This is a genomic window from Paludibacterium sp. B53371 (assembly GCF_018802765.1).
Classification (GTDB): Bacteria; Pseudomonadota; Gammaproteobacteria; order Burkholderiales; family Chromobacteriaceae; genus Paludibacterium.
In genome coordinates this window covers 2,183,684-2,197,669 of the sequence record NZ_CP069163.1, presented here as the reverse complement: position 1 = coordinate 2,197,669, position 13,986 = coordinate 2,183,684, and the positions used below count along the sequence as shown (strand labels likewise).

Genomic DNA, 13,986 nt, shown 5'->3' with positions numbered 1-13,986 from the left:
GATCATGAAAAACGGCAAGCCACACTGGCTTGCCGTTTTTCATGTGTCCGATGCTCAGAAGCGGTCGATGATGTGATTGTCCTGCTCGCCCAGCACATGGGAGGCCGGACCGGTCAGCAACGAGTCCGGCTCGTAGACCACGCGGGTATTCTTGTCCGGGTAGGGCAGGTGCCACAGGAAGTGACGGATGCAGTTGAGGCGCGCCCGCTTCTTGTCATCGGCCTTGATCACGGTCCACGGTGCATCGGCGGTGTCGGTGTGAAAGAACATGGCCTTTTTCGCTGCCGTGTATTCATCCCACTTGTCCAGCGACTGAATGTCGATCGGTGACAGTTTCCAGTGCTTGAGCGGATCGTCCCGGCGCGAAATGAAGCGTCGCAGCTGTTCTTCGCGGCTGACAGAGAACCAGTACTTGAACAGCCTCAGGCCACTGTTGACCAGCATGCGTTCAAACTCCGGTGCCTGGCGCAGGAATTCCAGATACTCGTTCGGTGTGCAGAAGCCCATCACCCGCTCGACCCCGGTGCGGTTGTACCAGGAGCGGTCGAAGAACACCATTTCCCCTGCCGTCGGCAGATGCTGCACATAGCGCTGGAAGTACCACTGGCCGCGCTCGACTTCAGTGGGTTTTTCCAGTGCCACCACCCGGGCGCTGCGCGGGTTGAGGTGCTCCATGAAGCGTTTGATGGTGCCGCCCTTGCCCGCTGCATCGCGCCCCTCGAACAGAATGACGATCCGCTGGCCGGTTTCCCTGACCCAGTTCTGCACCTTGAGCAGTTCGATCTGCAGTTCGGCCTTGATGTGCTCGTACTCCGGCCGGCGCATGCGGGTCTTGTAGGGATAATTGGCCGGCAACGGGGCCGTCGTGCTGTCTTCTGAGGAGCCGCGGGGGGCATGGGCGATCTGCATCGCCATCGGAGACTGGCTGATGGCTTCGATTTCACGCGCTGCCTGGGCTCGGGCCGCAGCGGCGCGCTCGGCCTGGGACGAGCGGGGCTTGCTGCGTGATGCGGTCTTGCTGCGCACCGGTTTGTCACTGCCGGTGGCTGCGGTCTGGGCGTCAGTGGCTTCGGTTGCGGTAGGGGCGGCAACGGGCTCGTCGGCGGGCGAGTCGGGTTGGGGCGTGGTGTCGTTCATGGCAATGACCCTGCAGGAAGCATGGATAGATCTATCCTACTTCTTTGGCATAACGAGGTCGATAGTAATATTGCGCTCTGTCTCGGGTCTGAACTTGGCGCGGCAAATCGGGTACAATCGGCACATTACGCATTAACTCTGGCTACTGATCACATAATGAGCACGGAAAACAACACGCCTGTCGTCAGCAACTTCATCCGCTCCATCATCGACGAGGATCTCGCCTCCGGCAAACATGCCTCGATCGTGACCCGCTTCCCGCCGGAACCGAATGGTTACCTGCACATCGGCCATGCCAAGTCGATCTGCCTGAACTTTGGTCTGGCCGAAGACTACCAGGGGCGCTGCCATCTGCGCATGGACGATACCAACCCGGAAAAGGAATCGGACGAATATGTGCGTTCGATCCAGGACAGCATCCGCTGGCTGGGTTTCCAGTGGGACGGCAATGTGCGTTATGCCTCCGACTACTTTGATGCGCTGTATGACTATGCCGTGGCCCTGATCAAGGCCGGTCACGCCTATGTCTGCGAACTGACGCCGGAGCAGATGCGCGAATACCGCGGCAGCCTGACCGAACCGGGCCGCGACAGTCCGTATCGCAACCGCAGCGTCGAGGAGAACCTCGACCTGTTCACGCGCATGAAGAACGGCGAGTTTCCCGACGGCAGTCGTACGCTGCGCCTGAAGATCGATATGGCCTCCGGCAACGTCAATCTGCGCGACCCGGTGATTTACCGCATCCGCCGCGTGCATCATCACCGTACCGGCGACAAGTGGTGCATCTACCCGATGTACGACTACACCCATTGCATTTCGGATGCGCTGGAAGGCATTACCCACTCGCTGTGCACGCTGGAGTTCGAAGACCATCGCCCGCTGTACGACTGGGTGCTGGATCACCTCGACGTGCCCTGCCACCCGCGCCAGTACGAATTCTCGCGCCTGGAAATGCTCTCGACCCTGACCTCGAAGCGCAAGCTCAATGCCCTGGTGACCGAAGGTCTGGTCAGCGGCTGGGATGATCCGCGCATGCCCACCGTCGAAGGCATGCGTCGCCGTGGCTACAGCCCGGCCGGTATTCGCCTGTTTGCCCAGCGCATCGGCATTTCCAAGAGCAGCAACGTCATCGACATGAGCGTGCTGGAAGGTGCCGTGCGCGAGACGCTGGAGTCGGAAGCACCGCGCATCATGGCCGTGCTCAATCCGATCAAAGTGACGCTGAGCAACTACGATGCCGCCGTGACCGCCTCGCGTAGCGCACCGTTTCATCCGCATCATCCGGAGTTCGGTGAGCGTGATGTGCCGATTGCCCGCCAGATCTGGATCGAGCAGGACGACTTTGCCGAAGTGCCGCCCAAGGGCTGGCAGCGTCTGACGCCGGGGGGTGAGGTGCGTCTGCGTTATTCCTATGTGATCAAGTGCGAAGAGGTGATCAAGGATGAAAGCGGTCGCGTGATCGAACTCAAGTGCTCGATCGACCACGACACGCTGGGCAAGAACCCTGAAGGTCGCAAGGTCAAGGGGGTCATCCACTGGGTCAGCGCCGAGCACGCCATCGAAGCCGAAGTTCGTCTGTACGACCGTCTGTTTACCGAACCGCGCCCGGATGCCATTCGCGGCGAGGACGGTGAATACCTGGACTTCCGTCAGTTCCTCAATCCGGCCTCGCTGGCCGTGACCACGGGCTATCTCGAGGCCTCGGCACTGAATGTGCAGCCGGAGAGCCGCTATCAGTTCGAGCGTCTCGGCTACTTTGTTGCGGATCGCTACGATCACCAGCCGGGCAAGAGGGCGGTATTCAATCGCGCCGTCGGGCTGCGTGATACCTGGAGCAAGTAAGTCTTTCGACATGGCGAACCTCGGTTCGCCATTTTTTTTACTTTGAACGGGATCGTCGCTATGCAGTGTCGTCTTTCCAGTCTGTTGGTCCTGGGGTTGCTGGCCGGCAGCTGGGCGCAGGCCGCTCAGCCGGGCAAAACCTATGATTTCACCATCGTGCACACCAATGATCTGCATGGTCGCTTCTGGCCGGATGCGGACGGTGAGTATGGCCTGGCGGCCCAGAAGGCGCTCATCGACCAGATCCGTGCCGAGGTGCGGCAGGCGGGCGGGCGCACCCTGGTGCTCAATGCCGGTGACGTGAATACCGGTGTGCCCGAGTCGGACATGCAGGACGCCGAGCCGATGTTCCGTGGCATGAATGCCATTGCCTACGATGCCATGGCGCTGGGTAATCACGAGTTCGACAAGCCGCGCAGCGTGTTGCTGCGGCAAAAAGGCTGGGCTGCGTTTCCATTGCTGTCGGCCAATCTCTATCAGGGAAAGACCCGTCCGTTTGCCGCCACGGCCCAATTCGACCTGGGGGGGCTCAAGGTGGCGGTGCTGGGACTGACCACCCCGGATACGCCCAAGCTGGTCAATCCGCAAAACCTGTCCGGCGCACATTTTGTCGCTCCGGAGCGTGAAGCCGCCAAACTGGTGCCGGCCCTGCGCCGCAAGGCCGATGTGGTGATTGCCCTGACGCACCTGGGGTACTACCCCGATGGTCAGCATGGCGTGAATGCCCCGGGCGACGTGGAACTGGCGCGCACGGTACCCGGTATTGACGTCATTGTCGGCGGGCACAGCCATACCGCCGTATGCATGTCCGGTCCCAATCAGCTGGAGACCACCCATCAGCCGGGGGCGCCTTGCCGGCCGGATCAGCAGAATGGCACCTGGATCATGCAGACCGGGGAGTGGGGCAAGTCGGTGGGGTGCGCCGACTTCCGCTACCAGCAGGGTAAGCTGACGCTGGTGCGTTACACCCTGATTCCGGTCAATCTCAAGCATGCCGTGACCAGTCCGGATGGCAAAACCAGCAAGGTGACCTGGGGGGCGCCGATTACGCCGGATCCGGTCATGGTCAGCCTGCTCACGCCGTACCAGCAGAAAGGTCAGCAGGTGCTCTCCCAGCCGGTCGGTCAGCTGGACAGCCCGCTGGATGGTGCCCGTGAGCATGTGCGCAGCCAGCCGACCAGTATGGGACGCTTTGCCGGCGAGGCCTTCATGGCACAGACCGGTGCCGATCTGGCGCTGATGAATGGTGGCGGGGTGCGGGACTCGCTGCCTGCCGGTGCCGTCAGTTATCGGGATGTGCTCAAGGTCTTCCCCTTCGGCAGTACCGTGGTGACGGTCGAACTGCGTGGCGATGCGCTGCTGGACTTGCTGACCAAGGCAGCGCTCATGACGCCGGGCAGTGGCGGCTACCCGCAGATGGCCGGCGTGCGCCTGATCCGGCAGGAGGGCAAACTGACCGGCGTTGAGGTCGGCGGCAAGCCGCTTGATCCGCAGCGTCAGTACAAGCTGGTCACCAACAGCTTTCTCGCGGCGGGGGGCGATGGTTATCCCAGGCTGAATCGTTTGCCCGGCTATGTGGATACCGGGTTTGTCGATGCCGATGTGCTGAAAAACTATCTGGCGGCCAGGAGCCCGATCAAGGCGGCGGATTACGCCCCCTGATCCTGCGGCGCGCTGGCGCGGGCGAAACGCCCGGCCCGGCGCGCCGGACTTCTGCTACAATTCTCGGTCAGTCAACCTCCCTCAACGTCGAATCACCATGCTGAAGCTCTACAATACCCTGTCCAGACAGAAAGAAGTCTTTACCCCGATCGAGGCCAACAAGGTACGTATGTACGTCTGCGGCATGACCGTCTACGACTTCTGCCATCTCGGTCATGCGCGGGTGATGGTGGTATTCGACATGGTGGCGCGCTGGTTGCGGGCCAGTGGTTATGACGTCAACTACGTGCGCAACATCACCGATATTGATGACAAGATCATTCGCCGCGCGGCCGAGAACGGTGAAAGCATCGGCGCGCTGACGCAACGCTTCATTACCGCCATGGATGAAGACAGCGCAGCGCTTGGCGTCGAGCGGCCGAACCACGAACCGCGTGCCACGGCCTATGTGCCGGGGATGATCCACATGATCGAGACCCTGATCGGCAACGGTCATGCCTATGCGGCCAAGAATGGCGATGTGTACTACGCCGTGCATGCTTTCGAGGGCTATGGCAAGTTGTCCGGCAAGAGTCTGGAAGACCTGCGCGCCGGGGAGCGGGTCGAAGTCGATCCGCACAAGCGCGACCCGATGGACTTCGTTTTGTGGAAGGCAGCCAAACCGGGTGAGCCGAGCTGGGATTCCCCCTGGGGGCCGGGCCGTCCGGGCTGGCACATCGAATGCTCTGTCATGAGCGAGCACCTGCTGGGCGAGCATTTCGACATTCATGGCGGCGGCGCGGATCTGCAGTTCCCGCATCATGAGAACGAGATTGCCCAGTCCGAGGGCGCGCATGGTCATGGCTTCGTCAATTACTGGATGCATAACGGCTTCATTCGTGTCGACGATGAAAAAATGTCCAAGTCCCTGGGCAATTTCTTCACCATCCGCGAAGTGCTGCAAAAGTATGATGCCGAAGTGGTGCGCTTCTTTATCCTGCGTGCCCACTATCGCAGTCCGCTGAATTATTCCGATGCTCATCTGGACGATGCGCGTGCCGCCCTGACCCGCCTGTATACGGCACTGAAGAACGTACCGCCGGTGGACGTTCCTCTGGAGTGGCACGATGAGTATGCCGTGCGCTTCAAGGCGGCCATGGATGATGATTTCAATACCGTCGAGGCCATGGCCGTGCTGTTCGATCTGGCCAACGAGGTTCACAAGACTCAGTCGGCCGAGCTGTCCGGTCTGCTGCGTGCGCTCGCCGGTGTACTCGGCCTGCTGCACCGTGATCCGGTGGCGTTCCTGCAAGGCGGGCAGGGCGGGGCGGGCCAGCTGGCCGCCGAAGACATCGAGGCGCTGATTGAGCAGCGCCGCGCCGCGCGAGCCGCCAAGAACTGGGCCGAGTCCGACCGAATTCGCGACCAACTGGCGGCAGAGGGCGTGATCCTGGAAGACAGTGCCGGTGTGACAACCTGGCGTCGTGGCTGATTCCATGGCGGGGTCTTGTCAAGATGAGGTAATCGGCGGATAATCGTCGGTTTCGTCATGCAGTACAGGCAAAACCCCTGTACCCGAGTAAAGGAACGCATCATGCGCAATGATATTCATCCGTCTTACACAGACGTCGCTGTGACCTGCTCCTGCGGCAACACCTTCGTGACCAAGTCCACGATGGCCAAGGAAGCCTTCCACATCGAAGTTTGCTCCAACTGCCACCCGTTCTACACCGGCAAGCAGAAGATCGTCGACACCGCCGGTCGCGTTGACAAGTTCAACCAGAAGTTCGGCAGCTTCTTCAAGCGCGGCTAATTCGCGTCGAAGACTCCAGAAAAGGCAGCCCAGGCTGCCTTTTTTGTTCCTGATGCCATTCATGCTAAGCTGTGGGGCTTCTGAGCAAGTGATTTCCACGGCGTTTGAAGGCAAAAGAGATAACCTGTTCAGAGGGTCCCTGACCCGCAAGCCATTCCGAGGCTGAACATCGCATGCTGACCTATTCCCCTGATCACCAGAACAATCTGCCGCGCCCGACCGAAAAGCCCTGGGTGCTCCTGCTGCTGGCGTTCATCTGGCTGTGGCCGGCCATTATCGGCCATGACCCCTGGAAGCCGGACGAGCCGTTCGTGCTGGCGGTGGTGCAGGACATGCTGGCCCATGGCCACTGGCTGGTGCCCACGTTCCAGGGCGAGCCCTGGCTGAGCAATCCCCCGCTGTATTACTGGGTGGCCAGCTTCTTCGTGCGGCTGTTCTCGCCCTGGCTGCTGCCGGCGCACGATGCGGCGCGGCTGGCGACCCCGTTATTCATGGCGCTGGCGCTGACTTGTGTCGGCGGGGCGGCACGGGAGCTCATCGGACGGCGGCACGGCCGCAGTGCCGTGCTGATTCTGATCGGCTGCATCGGTCTGGTGGAAACCGGTCACCAGATGACCTCCAGCGTGGCCAGTTTTACCGGTTATGCGGCCGCCTTCTACGCGCTGGCTCTGTGCCTGCGCCTGCCGGCACTGTCCGGCGCCCTGCTGGGCCTGGCCAGTACGGTGCTGTTCCTGTCCTCCAGTCTGCTGGATCTGATGCTGCTCTGGTCCGTGGTACTGCTCCTGCCGCTGTTTCCGGCCTGGCGCAACAAGCGTTATGCCATCACGGTGACCATGGCCCTGCTGTTCGGCTTGCCCCTGTTGCTGGTCTGGCCGGTGGCCTTTGCCCGCTACTATCCGGCACTGTTCGATCTGTGGTGGCACGATTATGCCCTGGGTGAACTGGCCGGATTTTCCCGTCCGGACTTCTTCCATGACTCGGGTTATTACCTGAAAACCGCGCTGTGGTATGCCTGGCCTGCCTGGCCGCTGGCGGGGTGGACGCTCTACCGCCGTCGTCATTTTGACAAGCCGATGATGCAGCTGCCGGGTTTGTTCTTTGCCGTGATCATCATCCTGTTGACCCTGTCCGGCATGCAGGCCACCAAGAACACCATGCCACTCCTGCTGCCCCTGGCGCTGATGGCTGCGATCGAGCTGGATACCCTGCGTCGCGGGGCCGCGGCGGCGTTGAACTGGTTTGCCCTGATGACCTTTGGCTTTTTCGGCCTGCTGGTCTGGTTTGGCTGGGCGGCAATGAACTTTGGCTGGCCGGAGCGACTGGCCGGACGGGCACATTATTTCAGCCCCTACTATGTACCGCATGTATCGGTGGCCATGGCGCTGTGCGGCCTGTTTGCCACACTGGTCTGGATCTGGGCCCTGACGCGGCGCAATCTGCGCGGCCGCCAGGCGGTCACCAACTGGGCTGCCGGCCTCACCCTGCTGTGGGGGCTGATCGGCAGCCTCTGGCTGCCCTGGCTGGATGCCCTCAAGAGTTATCGCCCGGTGGTGGTCGACATGGTACGCCACCTGCCGGCGGATGCCGGCTGTGTCTCCACCGGGGTAGGCAATCTGATGGGACGGGTGAGCTGGCAATACTATGCCGGGATGAACCTGTCCTTGCGCGAGTCCGCTTGCGAATTGCGGCTGATCATCCGCCCGCGCAGCATTCTGCCTGATCCGGCCTGGCAGGTGATCTGGCAAGGCAGCCGCCCGCGGGAAGACGACGAGATTTTCGTTCTGGAACGCCGGCGAGCCCACTAGCCAGGTCTGACAGAGACGAGGGCAGCAAGCAGGGGGTCAGGTCTTGAATTTTGCAGCAGGCCGCAAAATTCAAGACCTGACCCCCTGCTTGCGTCTTGAATCAAGTGCGCAGGATGGCCAGGTTTTCGTACAGCTTCAGGGATTCCGGGTTGGCCAGGGCGCCAAGGTTTTGCACCGGTTGTTGGTGCAGGACATGCTTCACCGCCAGTTCGGCAATCTTGCCATTGGCGGTGCGCGGAATATCGGCGATGGCCACAATATGGGCCGGTACGTGGCGCGGGCTGGCGCCTTCACGGATGCGTTCGCGCAGCCGGGCTGCCAGCGCCTCATCGAGATGGAACCCGCGTGCCAGGCGCACGAACAGAATCACTCGCTCATCGTCCTGCCATTGCTGGCCCACCGCCAGCGCTTCTTCCACCTCATCAAAGGCTTCGACCTGACGATAGATTTCCGCCGTACCGATGCGAACGCCACCGGGGTTGAGAACCGCATCGGAGCGGCCATGGATGATCATGCCGTTGTGGGCGGTGATTTCGGCGAAGTCGCCATGCGCCCAGACATTGGGGAAGCGGTTGAAGTAGGCGCGGCGCAGGGCGCTGCCGTCCTCGTCATTCCAGAAAGCGACCGGCATGGACGGGAAGGGGCGGGTGCAGACCAGCTCGCCTTTCTGTTCGCGCAGGATGGTCCCGTGCTCGTCGAACACCTCGACGGCCATGCCCAGCCCGCGGCACTGCAGCTCGCCGCGCCATACCGGCAGATTGGCCGAGCCCAGGGCAAAGCAGGACACGATATCCGTGCCACCGGAGATCGACGCCAGGTTGAGGTCGCGCTTGACCGACTGGTAGACCCAGTCGAAGCCTTCCGGCATCAATGGCGAACCGGTGGAAAAGAGGGTGCGCAGTGAGGGGAAATCATGGCGCTCTCTCGGAACCAGGCCCAGTTTGCGGGTGCTGTCGATGAATTTGGCCGAGACGCCGAAATGGGTGGCGGCGGCGGTTTCGGCGTATTGCCACAGCACATCGCCGGCGGCGGCAAAGGGTGAGCCATCGTAGAGCAGCAGGGTCGCTCCACTGGCCAGGGCGCTCATTTGCCAGTTCCACATCATCCAGCCGCAGGTGGTGAAGTAGAACAGCCGGTCCTGTTTGTGCAAGTCGCCATGCAGCTGATGTTCTTTCATGTGCTGCAGCAGCGTCCCGCCACTGCCATGCACGATGCACTTGGGTTTGCCGGTCGTGCCGCTGGAATACAGAATGAACAGCGGGTGATGGAAGGCGACACGCTCGAAGGTGATGTCACAGGCCGGGTAGGGGGCGACCAGATCGTCGAGGGTGATGCCGCCGGGCAGTGCGCGGGCCACGGCATTGGCATTGTCCAGATAGGGGACGACCACGATGCGGTTCAGCGAGGGCAGCTCGCCGGCCAGATGCGCCAGTTTGTCGCGGTAATCGAAGGCTTTGCCGTTGTACCAGTAGCCATCGGCACAGAACAGAACGCTGGGTCGGGTCTGGCCGAAGCGGTCCAGTGCCGCATCGACGCCGAAGTCCGGCGAGCAACTGGTCCAGATGGCGCCGAGACTCGTGGCGGCCAGCATGGCCGCCAAGGTTTCCGGCAGGTTGGGCAGCCAGCCGGCGACCCGGTCGCCGGGACGGATCCCCTCGGCGCGCAGCGCTTGCTGAAGCCGTGACACCTGTTCGTACAGTTCGCGCCAGCTCCACTGGCGCTGCACCTTGTCTTCTCCCCAGAACACCACCGCCAGCGCTTCATCGCGCCGGCGCAGCAGGTTTTCGGCATAGTTCAGCCTGGCTTCGGGGAAGAAACGTGCTGACTGCATGCTGTCGCCGTGGATCAGCGCCTGGGCGCCCTTGTCGCCTATCACGCCGCAGTAGTCCCACACCAGTGACCAGAAACGCGCCGGATGGTCGATGCTGTACTGCCACAGGGCATCATAGTCGGGCAAATGCTGGTTCCAGCGGGTTCGTGCCAGACGGGTAAAGGCGGTCAGATGTGAGCCGGCCAGCCTGGCCGGACTCGGTTCCCACAGCGGCAGATCTTGCATCATCCCAGCTCCTGGAAATGGTCTAGTGCGTCAGTGTTGGGGTTTCATGGCCAGCGCCAGCTTGCTGCGTGGCGCACTGCCCAGTAATTCGCCGATCCACCAGGCGGTGTCGATCAGGGCGCTCAGCGTGATACCGGTGCGGTAGCCGAGGCCGTGCAGCAGGTAAACCAGCTCTTCCGTGGCCACATTGCCCGAAGCACCTTCGGCGTAAGGGCATCCGCCCAGTCCGCCGACCGAGGCGTCGAAGCAGCGAACGCCGGCCTGCAGCGAGGCATAGATATTCGCCAGCGCCATGCCGCGGGTGTCGTGATAATGGCCGGCCAGCTGGCGCATGGGGACTCGGCGGCCCACGGCATCGAGCATGGCCAGAATACTGCCCGGGGTACCGCAACCGATCGTGTCTCCCAGCGAGATTTCTTCGCAGCCCATCTGATAGAGCGCATGGGCCACCTGGGCGACCTTGTCGGGGGCAATCTCACCCTCATAGGGGCAGCCTGCCACACAGGAGACATAGCCTCGTACCCGGATACCCCGCTCGCGTGCCTGTTCAATGACGGCCTCGAAGCGTTGCAGGCTTTCGGCGATGCTGCACTGGATGTTGCGCTGGCTGAAGGTTTCACTGGCGGAGCCGAAGACGGCGATGTCGCGCGCACCGGCGGTCAGCGCGGCTTCCAGCCCTTTCAGATTGGGCACCAGTACCGGATAGCGTTGCGTGCCGTCGAGGGGGAGCTGTGTCAGCACCGCATCGGACTGAGCCATCTGCGGCACCCGCGCCGGGGAGACCATGGCACCGGCCTCGATGACCGGCAATCCGGCTTCGGCCAGTCGCCGGATCAGGGCCAGCCGCTGCTCGACACGGAGGGGGCGGCTTTCATTTTGCAGACCGTCTCGCGGCCCGACTTCCACAATCCTGACCTGATCGCTCATGTTTCAGTCCTGTGCTTCGAAATCCAGCAGATCGACACCTTCTTCGACCTGCTGTCCGGGGGTGAAATGATAGGCACTGACCTGACCATCCGCCGGGGCGAACAGGGTGTGCTCCATTTTCATCGCCTCCATGATCAGCAGGGCCTGGCCCTTGCGGACCCTGGCGCCGATCTCGGCACACAGCGCCACCACCCGGCCGGGCATCGGCGCCCGCAGGTGGCCGCTGCCGTGCTGATGGCCCTCATTGGCGGCCAGCGGGTCGACCCATGTCAGTGTCAGGGTCTCGCCCTGGTAAAACACAATGCGCTGCTGCTCGCGCTGCAGCACGGTCGCCTGGCAACGCCGGCCGCCGAGGCGGGCGCTGATCACGCCATCGCGCCACTGTACGGCCTCGGCGCGCAGGGTGACATCGCTGATCTGCAGCAGGCATTCATGGCCGCGACGTTGCAGCACGACCGGCAGGGTGTGTTCGCGCCACTGGTACTGCCGGCTTTGGCGTTGTGCCGCGCCGCCCAGGCGCCAGCCGGGGAGGGAACCATCCCAGGGGCCATCGCCACCCGGCGCAGCGGCCAGGCTGTCGGCCAGTGCCAGCAGTGCCAGCGCTTCGGCTGCTGGCGCCGCCGGTGCCGGCAACAGCTCGGCCTGGTAGCGTTCGATGAACCCGGTATCCACTATACCGTCGGCAAATGCTGAATGAGTAACAATTTTGCGCAGGAAGGCAAAGTTGGTGGCGACGCCCGCGACCTGATACGCCGCCAGGGCCTGATCGAGCCGCGCCAGGGCTTCGGCGCGGGTCGGTCCCCAGACGATCAGCTTGGCCAGCATCGGGTCGAACAGCGGGGTGATGGTGTCGCCGGCGACCACGCCACTATCGATGCGCAGCCAATCGCACGGCACCGGGGTCTGCAGGTGCAGCAGGCGTCCGCAGGAGGGCAGGAAGCCAGTCTGCGGGTCTTCGGCGTACAGGCGGGCTTCGATGGCATGGCCATGCAGGGTCAGCTGATCCTGGCGCAGCGGCAGGGGTTCGCCCTGCGCCACACGAATCTGCCAGGCGACCAGGTCCTGGCCGGTGATCATTTCGGTGACCGGATGCTCAACCTGCAGGCGGGTATTCATCTCCATGAAGTAATAGTCGCCGCTTTGACCATCGACGATGAATTCGACCGTGCCGGCACCCAGATAGTCGACGGCCCGTGCGACCCGGCAGGCAGTCTCGCCCATGGCGCGGCGCATGGCCTCGCTCAGCCCGGGGGCCGGGGCTTCTTCCAGCACCTTTTGGTGTCGGCGTTGTACCGAGCAGTCACGCTCAAACAGGTAGACGCACTGGCCATGGCTGTCGGCAAAGACCTGGATTTCGATATGGCGCGGTGCGCTGAGATATTTCTCGATCAGTACGCGGTCATCACCAAAGCTCGCGCGGGCTTCGCGCTGGCAGGAGGCGAGGGCGGCGGCGAAATCGCCGGCCTGCTGAACGATGCGCATGCCCTTGCCGCCGCCCCCTGCACTGGCCTTGATCAGCACCGGGTAGCCAATGCGGTCGGCCTCGGCCGCCAGCAGGGCCGGGTCCTGATTGTCGCCGTGGTAGCCGGGGACCAATGGTATGCCGCTGGGGGCCAGCAGCGCTTTGGCGGCGGATTTGGAGCCCATGGTGGCCAGCGCCGGTTCGCGCGGGCCGATGAACAGGATGCCGGCCTCGCGGCAGGCGCGGGCGAATTCGGCGTTCTCCGACAGGAAGCCATAACCGGGATGGATGGCATCCACGCCGCATTGGCGTGCGATGGCGAGAATGCCGGAGATGTCCAGGTAGCTGTCTGAGGTCAGATGCCAGGCCTGATCGGCCTGTTGCACGAAGGGGGCGGCGGCATCGGCGGCCACATGCACGGCGACGGTCTGGATGCCCATGTTGCGGGCGGTTCGGATCACGCGACAGGCAATTTCGCCGCGATTGGCGATCAGCAGCTTGCGGATCATGCCGATTCTCCCTGCCAGTGTGGCGGTCGTTTGTCGAGGAAGGCCTGCAGCCCTTCGCGTGCTTCCGGGCCTCGGCGCAGCATGGCAATGCGACGTGCGCAGTCGTCGAGCACCTCGTCATCGCCCGGACCGCCTTCGATTAGATTGCGCAGCAGGGCCTTGGCCTGGCTCAGGGCTTCCGGTCCGCCCCGCACGATGTGTTCCGCCAGATGGCTGACGGTACTGTCCAGGGCACTGTCTTCGACCACTTCGTGCACCAGGCCCAGCTTCAGTGCCCGGGCGGCGTCCAGGGTTTCGGCGGTCAGGGCATAGCGACGCGCCTGGCGTACGCCGATGGCTTCGGCGACATAGGGGCCGATGACGGCTGGAATCAGTCCGAGGCGCACTTCCGAAAGGGCAAAGCGTGCTGCCGGCGTGCAAACGGCGATATCGCAGGCGGCGACCAGGCCCATGCCGCCGCCCAGGGCAGCGCCCTGAATACGGGCGATGACCGGCTTGTTCGAGCGGTACAGGGTGCGGAACAGGCGTGCCAGCCGCTGGGCATCGGCCAGATTCTCGGCGTCCCCCAGTTCACCGGCACTTTTCATCCAGTTCAGGTCGGCGCCGGCACAGAAGCTCTTGCCTTGCGAGGCCAGGACGATAACCCGTACCTCGGGCTGGTTTTGCAGGTTAGCCAGGGTATCGGTCAGTTCCAGAATCAGCGCCGGGTTGAAGGCGTTGTGCACCTCGGGGCGGGACAGCCAGATCCATGCCTGGTTGCCGCGCCGTTCCAGTTGCAGTGTGTCACTCATGAT

The 13,986-nt window shown here is 63.0% G+C and carries 10 protein-coding genes; 5 read left to right on the top strand and 5 right to left on the bottom strand.

Going from position 1 to position 13,986, the window contains the following annotated elements; genetic code table 11:
- Positions 1–54: 54 nt before the first annotated feature.
- The gene (ppk2, locus tag JNO51_RS10580) at positions 55–1,137 is read right to left on the bottom strand and encodes a polyphosphate kinase 2 (RefSeq protein WP_252346062.1); all 1,083 of its coding nucleotides are present in this window, start codon (positions 1,135–1,137) and stop codon (positions 55–57) included.
- Positions 1,138–1,293: 156 nt separating this feature from the next.
- On the opposite strand from ppk2, the gene JNO51_RS10575 reads away from it, so the two are divergent.
- The 5 genes from JNO51_RS10575 (at position 1,294) to JNO51_RS10555 (ending at position 8,238) form a co-directional block, all read left to right on the top strand.
- The gene (locus JNO51_RS10575) at positions 1,294–2,979 is read left to right on the top strand and encodes a glutamine--tRNA ligase/YqeY domain fusion protein (RefSeq protein ID WP_215776844.1); all 1,686 of its coding nucleotides are present in this window, start codon (positions 1,294–1,296) and stop codon (positions 2,977–2,979) included.
- A gap of 60 nt (positions 2,980–3,039) precedes the next feature.
- Positions 3,040–4,641, top strand: coding sequence for a bifunctional UDP-sugar hydrolase/5'-nucleotidase UshA (gene ushA, locus JNO51_RS10570; RefSeq protein ID WP_215776839.1), 1,602 nt, complete (start codon positions 3,040–3,042; stop codon positions 4,639–4,641).
- 97 nt (positions 4,642–4,738) lie between these two features.
- Positions 4,739–6,112 (top strand): cysteine--tRNA ligase, encoded by a 1,374-nt coding sequence (gene cysS, locus JNO51_RS10565; RefSeq protein ID WP_215776837.1) that lies wholly within the window; start codon positions 4,739–4,741, stop codon positions 6,110–6,112.
- Positions 6,113–6,214: 102 nt separating this feature from the next.
- Positions 6,215–6,433, top strand: coding sequence for a 50S ribosomal protein L31 (rpmE, locus tag JNO51_RS10560; RefSeq protein ID WP_215776834.1), 219 nt, complete (start codon positions 6,215–6,217; stop codon positions 6,431–6,433).
- A 173-nt stretch (positions 6,434–6,606) separates the two neighbouring features.
- Complete coding sequence (locus JNO51_RS10555; protein ID WP_215776832.1) at positions 6,607–8,238, top strand: glycosyltransferase family 39 protein; 1,632 nt, start codon at positions 6,607–6,609, stop codon at positions 8,236–8,238.
- Between the two features lie 100 nt (positions 8,239–8,338).
- On the opposite strand, the gene JNO51_RS10550 is transcribed toward JNO51_RS10555, so the two are convergent.
- From JNO51_RS10550 to JNO51_RS10535, 4 genes are read right to left on the bottom strand one after another with little or no spacing between them, the layout of a single operon-like run.
- Positions 8,339–10,297: an acetoacetate--CoA ligase gene (locus JNO51_RS10550; RefSeq protein ID WP_215776830.1), complete on the bottom strand. Its 1,959-nt coding sequence runs from the start codon at positions 10,295–10,297 to the stop codon at positions 8,339–8,341.
- A 27-nt stretch (positions 10,298–10,324) separates the two neighbouring features.
- On the bottom strand, positions 10,325–11,221 hold the full coding sequence (locus JNO51_RS10545) for a hydroxymethylglutaryl-CoA lyase (RefSeq protein ID WP_215776828.1): 897 nt from the start codon (positions 11,219–11,221) through the stop codon (positions 10,325–10,327).
- Positions 11,222–11,224: 3 nt separating this feature from the next.
- Positions 11,225–13,192 (bottom strand): biotin carboxylase N-terminal domain-containing protein, encoded by a 1,968-nt coding sequence (locus JNO51_RS10540; protein WP_215776826.1) that lies wholly within the window; start codon positions 13,190–13,192, stop codon positions 11,225–11,227.
- Positions 13,189–13,983, bottom strand: coding sequence for an enoyl-CoA hydratase/isomerase family protein (locus JNO51_RS10535; protein WP_252346061.1), 795 nt, complete (start codon positions 13,981–13,983; stop codon positions 13,189–13,191). The genes JNO51_RS10540 and JNO51_RS10535 overlap by 4 nt, the downstream gene beginning before the upstream one ends.
- Positions 13,984–13,986: the final 3 nt, after the last annotated feature.

Coding starts and splice junctions, on each gene's coding strand:
- ppk2 (WP_252346062.1), bottom strand. CDS start 1,137: ATGAACGACACCACGCCCCAACCCGACTCGCCCGCCGACGAGCCCGTT.
- JNO51_RS10575 (WP_215776844.1), top strand. CDS start 1,294: ATGAGCACGGAAAACAACACGCCTGTCGTCAGCAACTTCATCCGCTCC.
- ushA (WP_215776839.1), top strand. CDS start 3,040: ATGCAGTGTCGTCTTTCCAGTCTGTTGGTCCTGGGGTTGCTGGCCGGC.
- cysS (WP_215776837.1), top strand. CDS start 4,739: ATGCTGAAGCTCTACAATACCCTGTCCAGACAGAAAGAAGTCTTTACC.
- rpmE (WP_215776834.1), top strand. CDS start 6,215: ATGCGCAATGATATTCATCCGTCTTACACAGACGTCGCTGTGACCTGC.
- JNO51_RS10555 (WP_215776832.1), top strand. CDS start 6,607: ATGCTGACCTATTCCCCTGATCACCAGAACAATCTGCCGCGCCCGACC.
- JNO51_RS10550 (WP_215776830.1), bottom strand. CDS start 10,297: ATGATGCAAGATCTGCCGCTGTGGGAACCGAGTCCGGCCAGGCTGGCC.
- JNO51_RS10545 (WP_215776828.1), bottom strand. CDS start 11,221: ATGAGCGATCAGGTCAGGATTGTGGAAGTCGGGCCGCGAGACGGTCTG.
- JNO51_RS10540 (WP_215776826.1), bottom strand. CDS start 13,192: ATGATCCGCAAGCTGCTGATCGCCAATCGCGGCGAAATTGCCTGTCGC.
- JNO51_RS10535 (WP_252346061.1), bottom strand. CDS start 13,983: ATGAGTGACACACTGCAACTGGAACGGCGCGGCAACCAGGCATGGATC.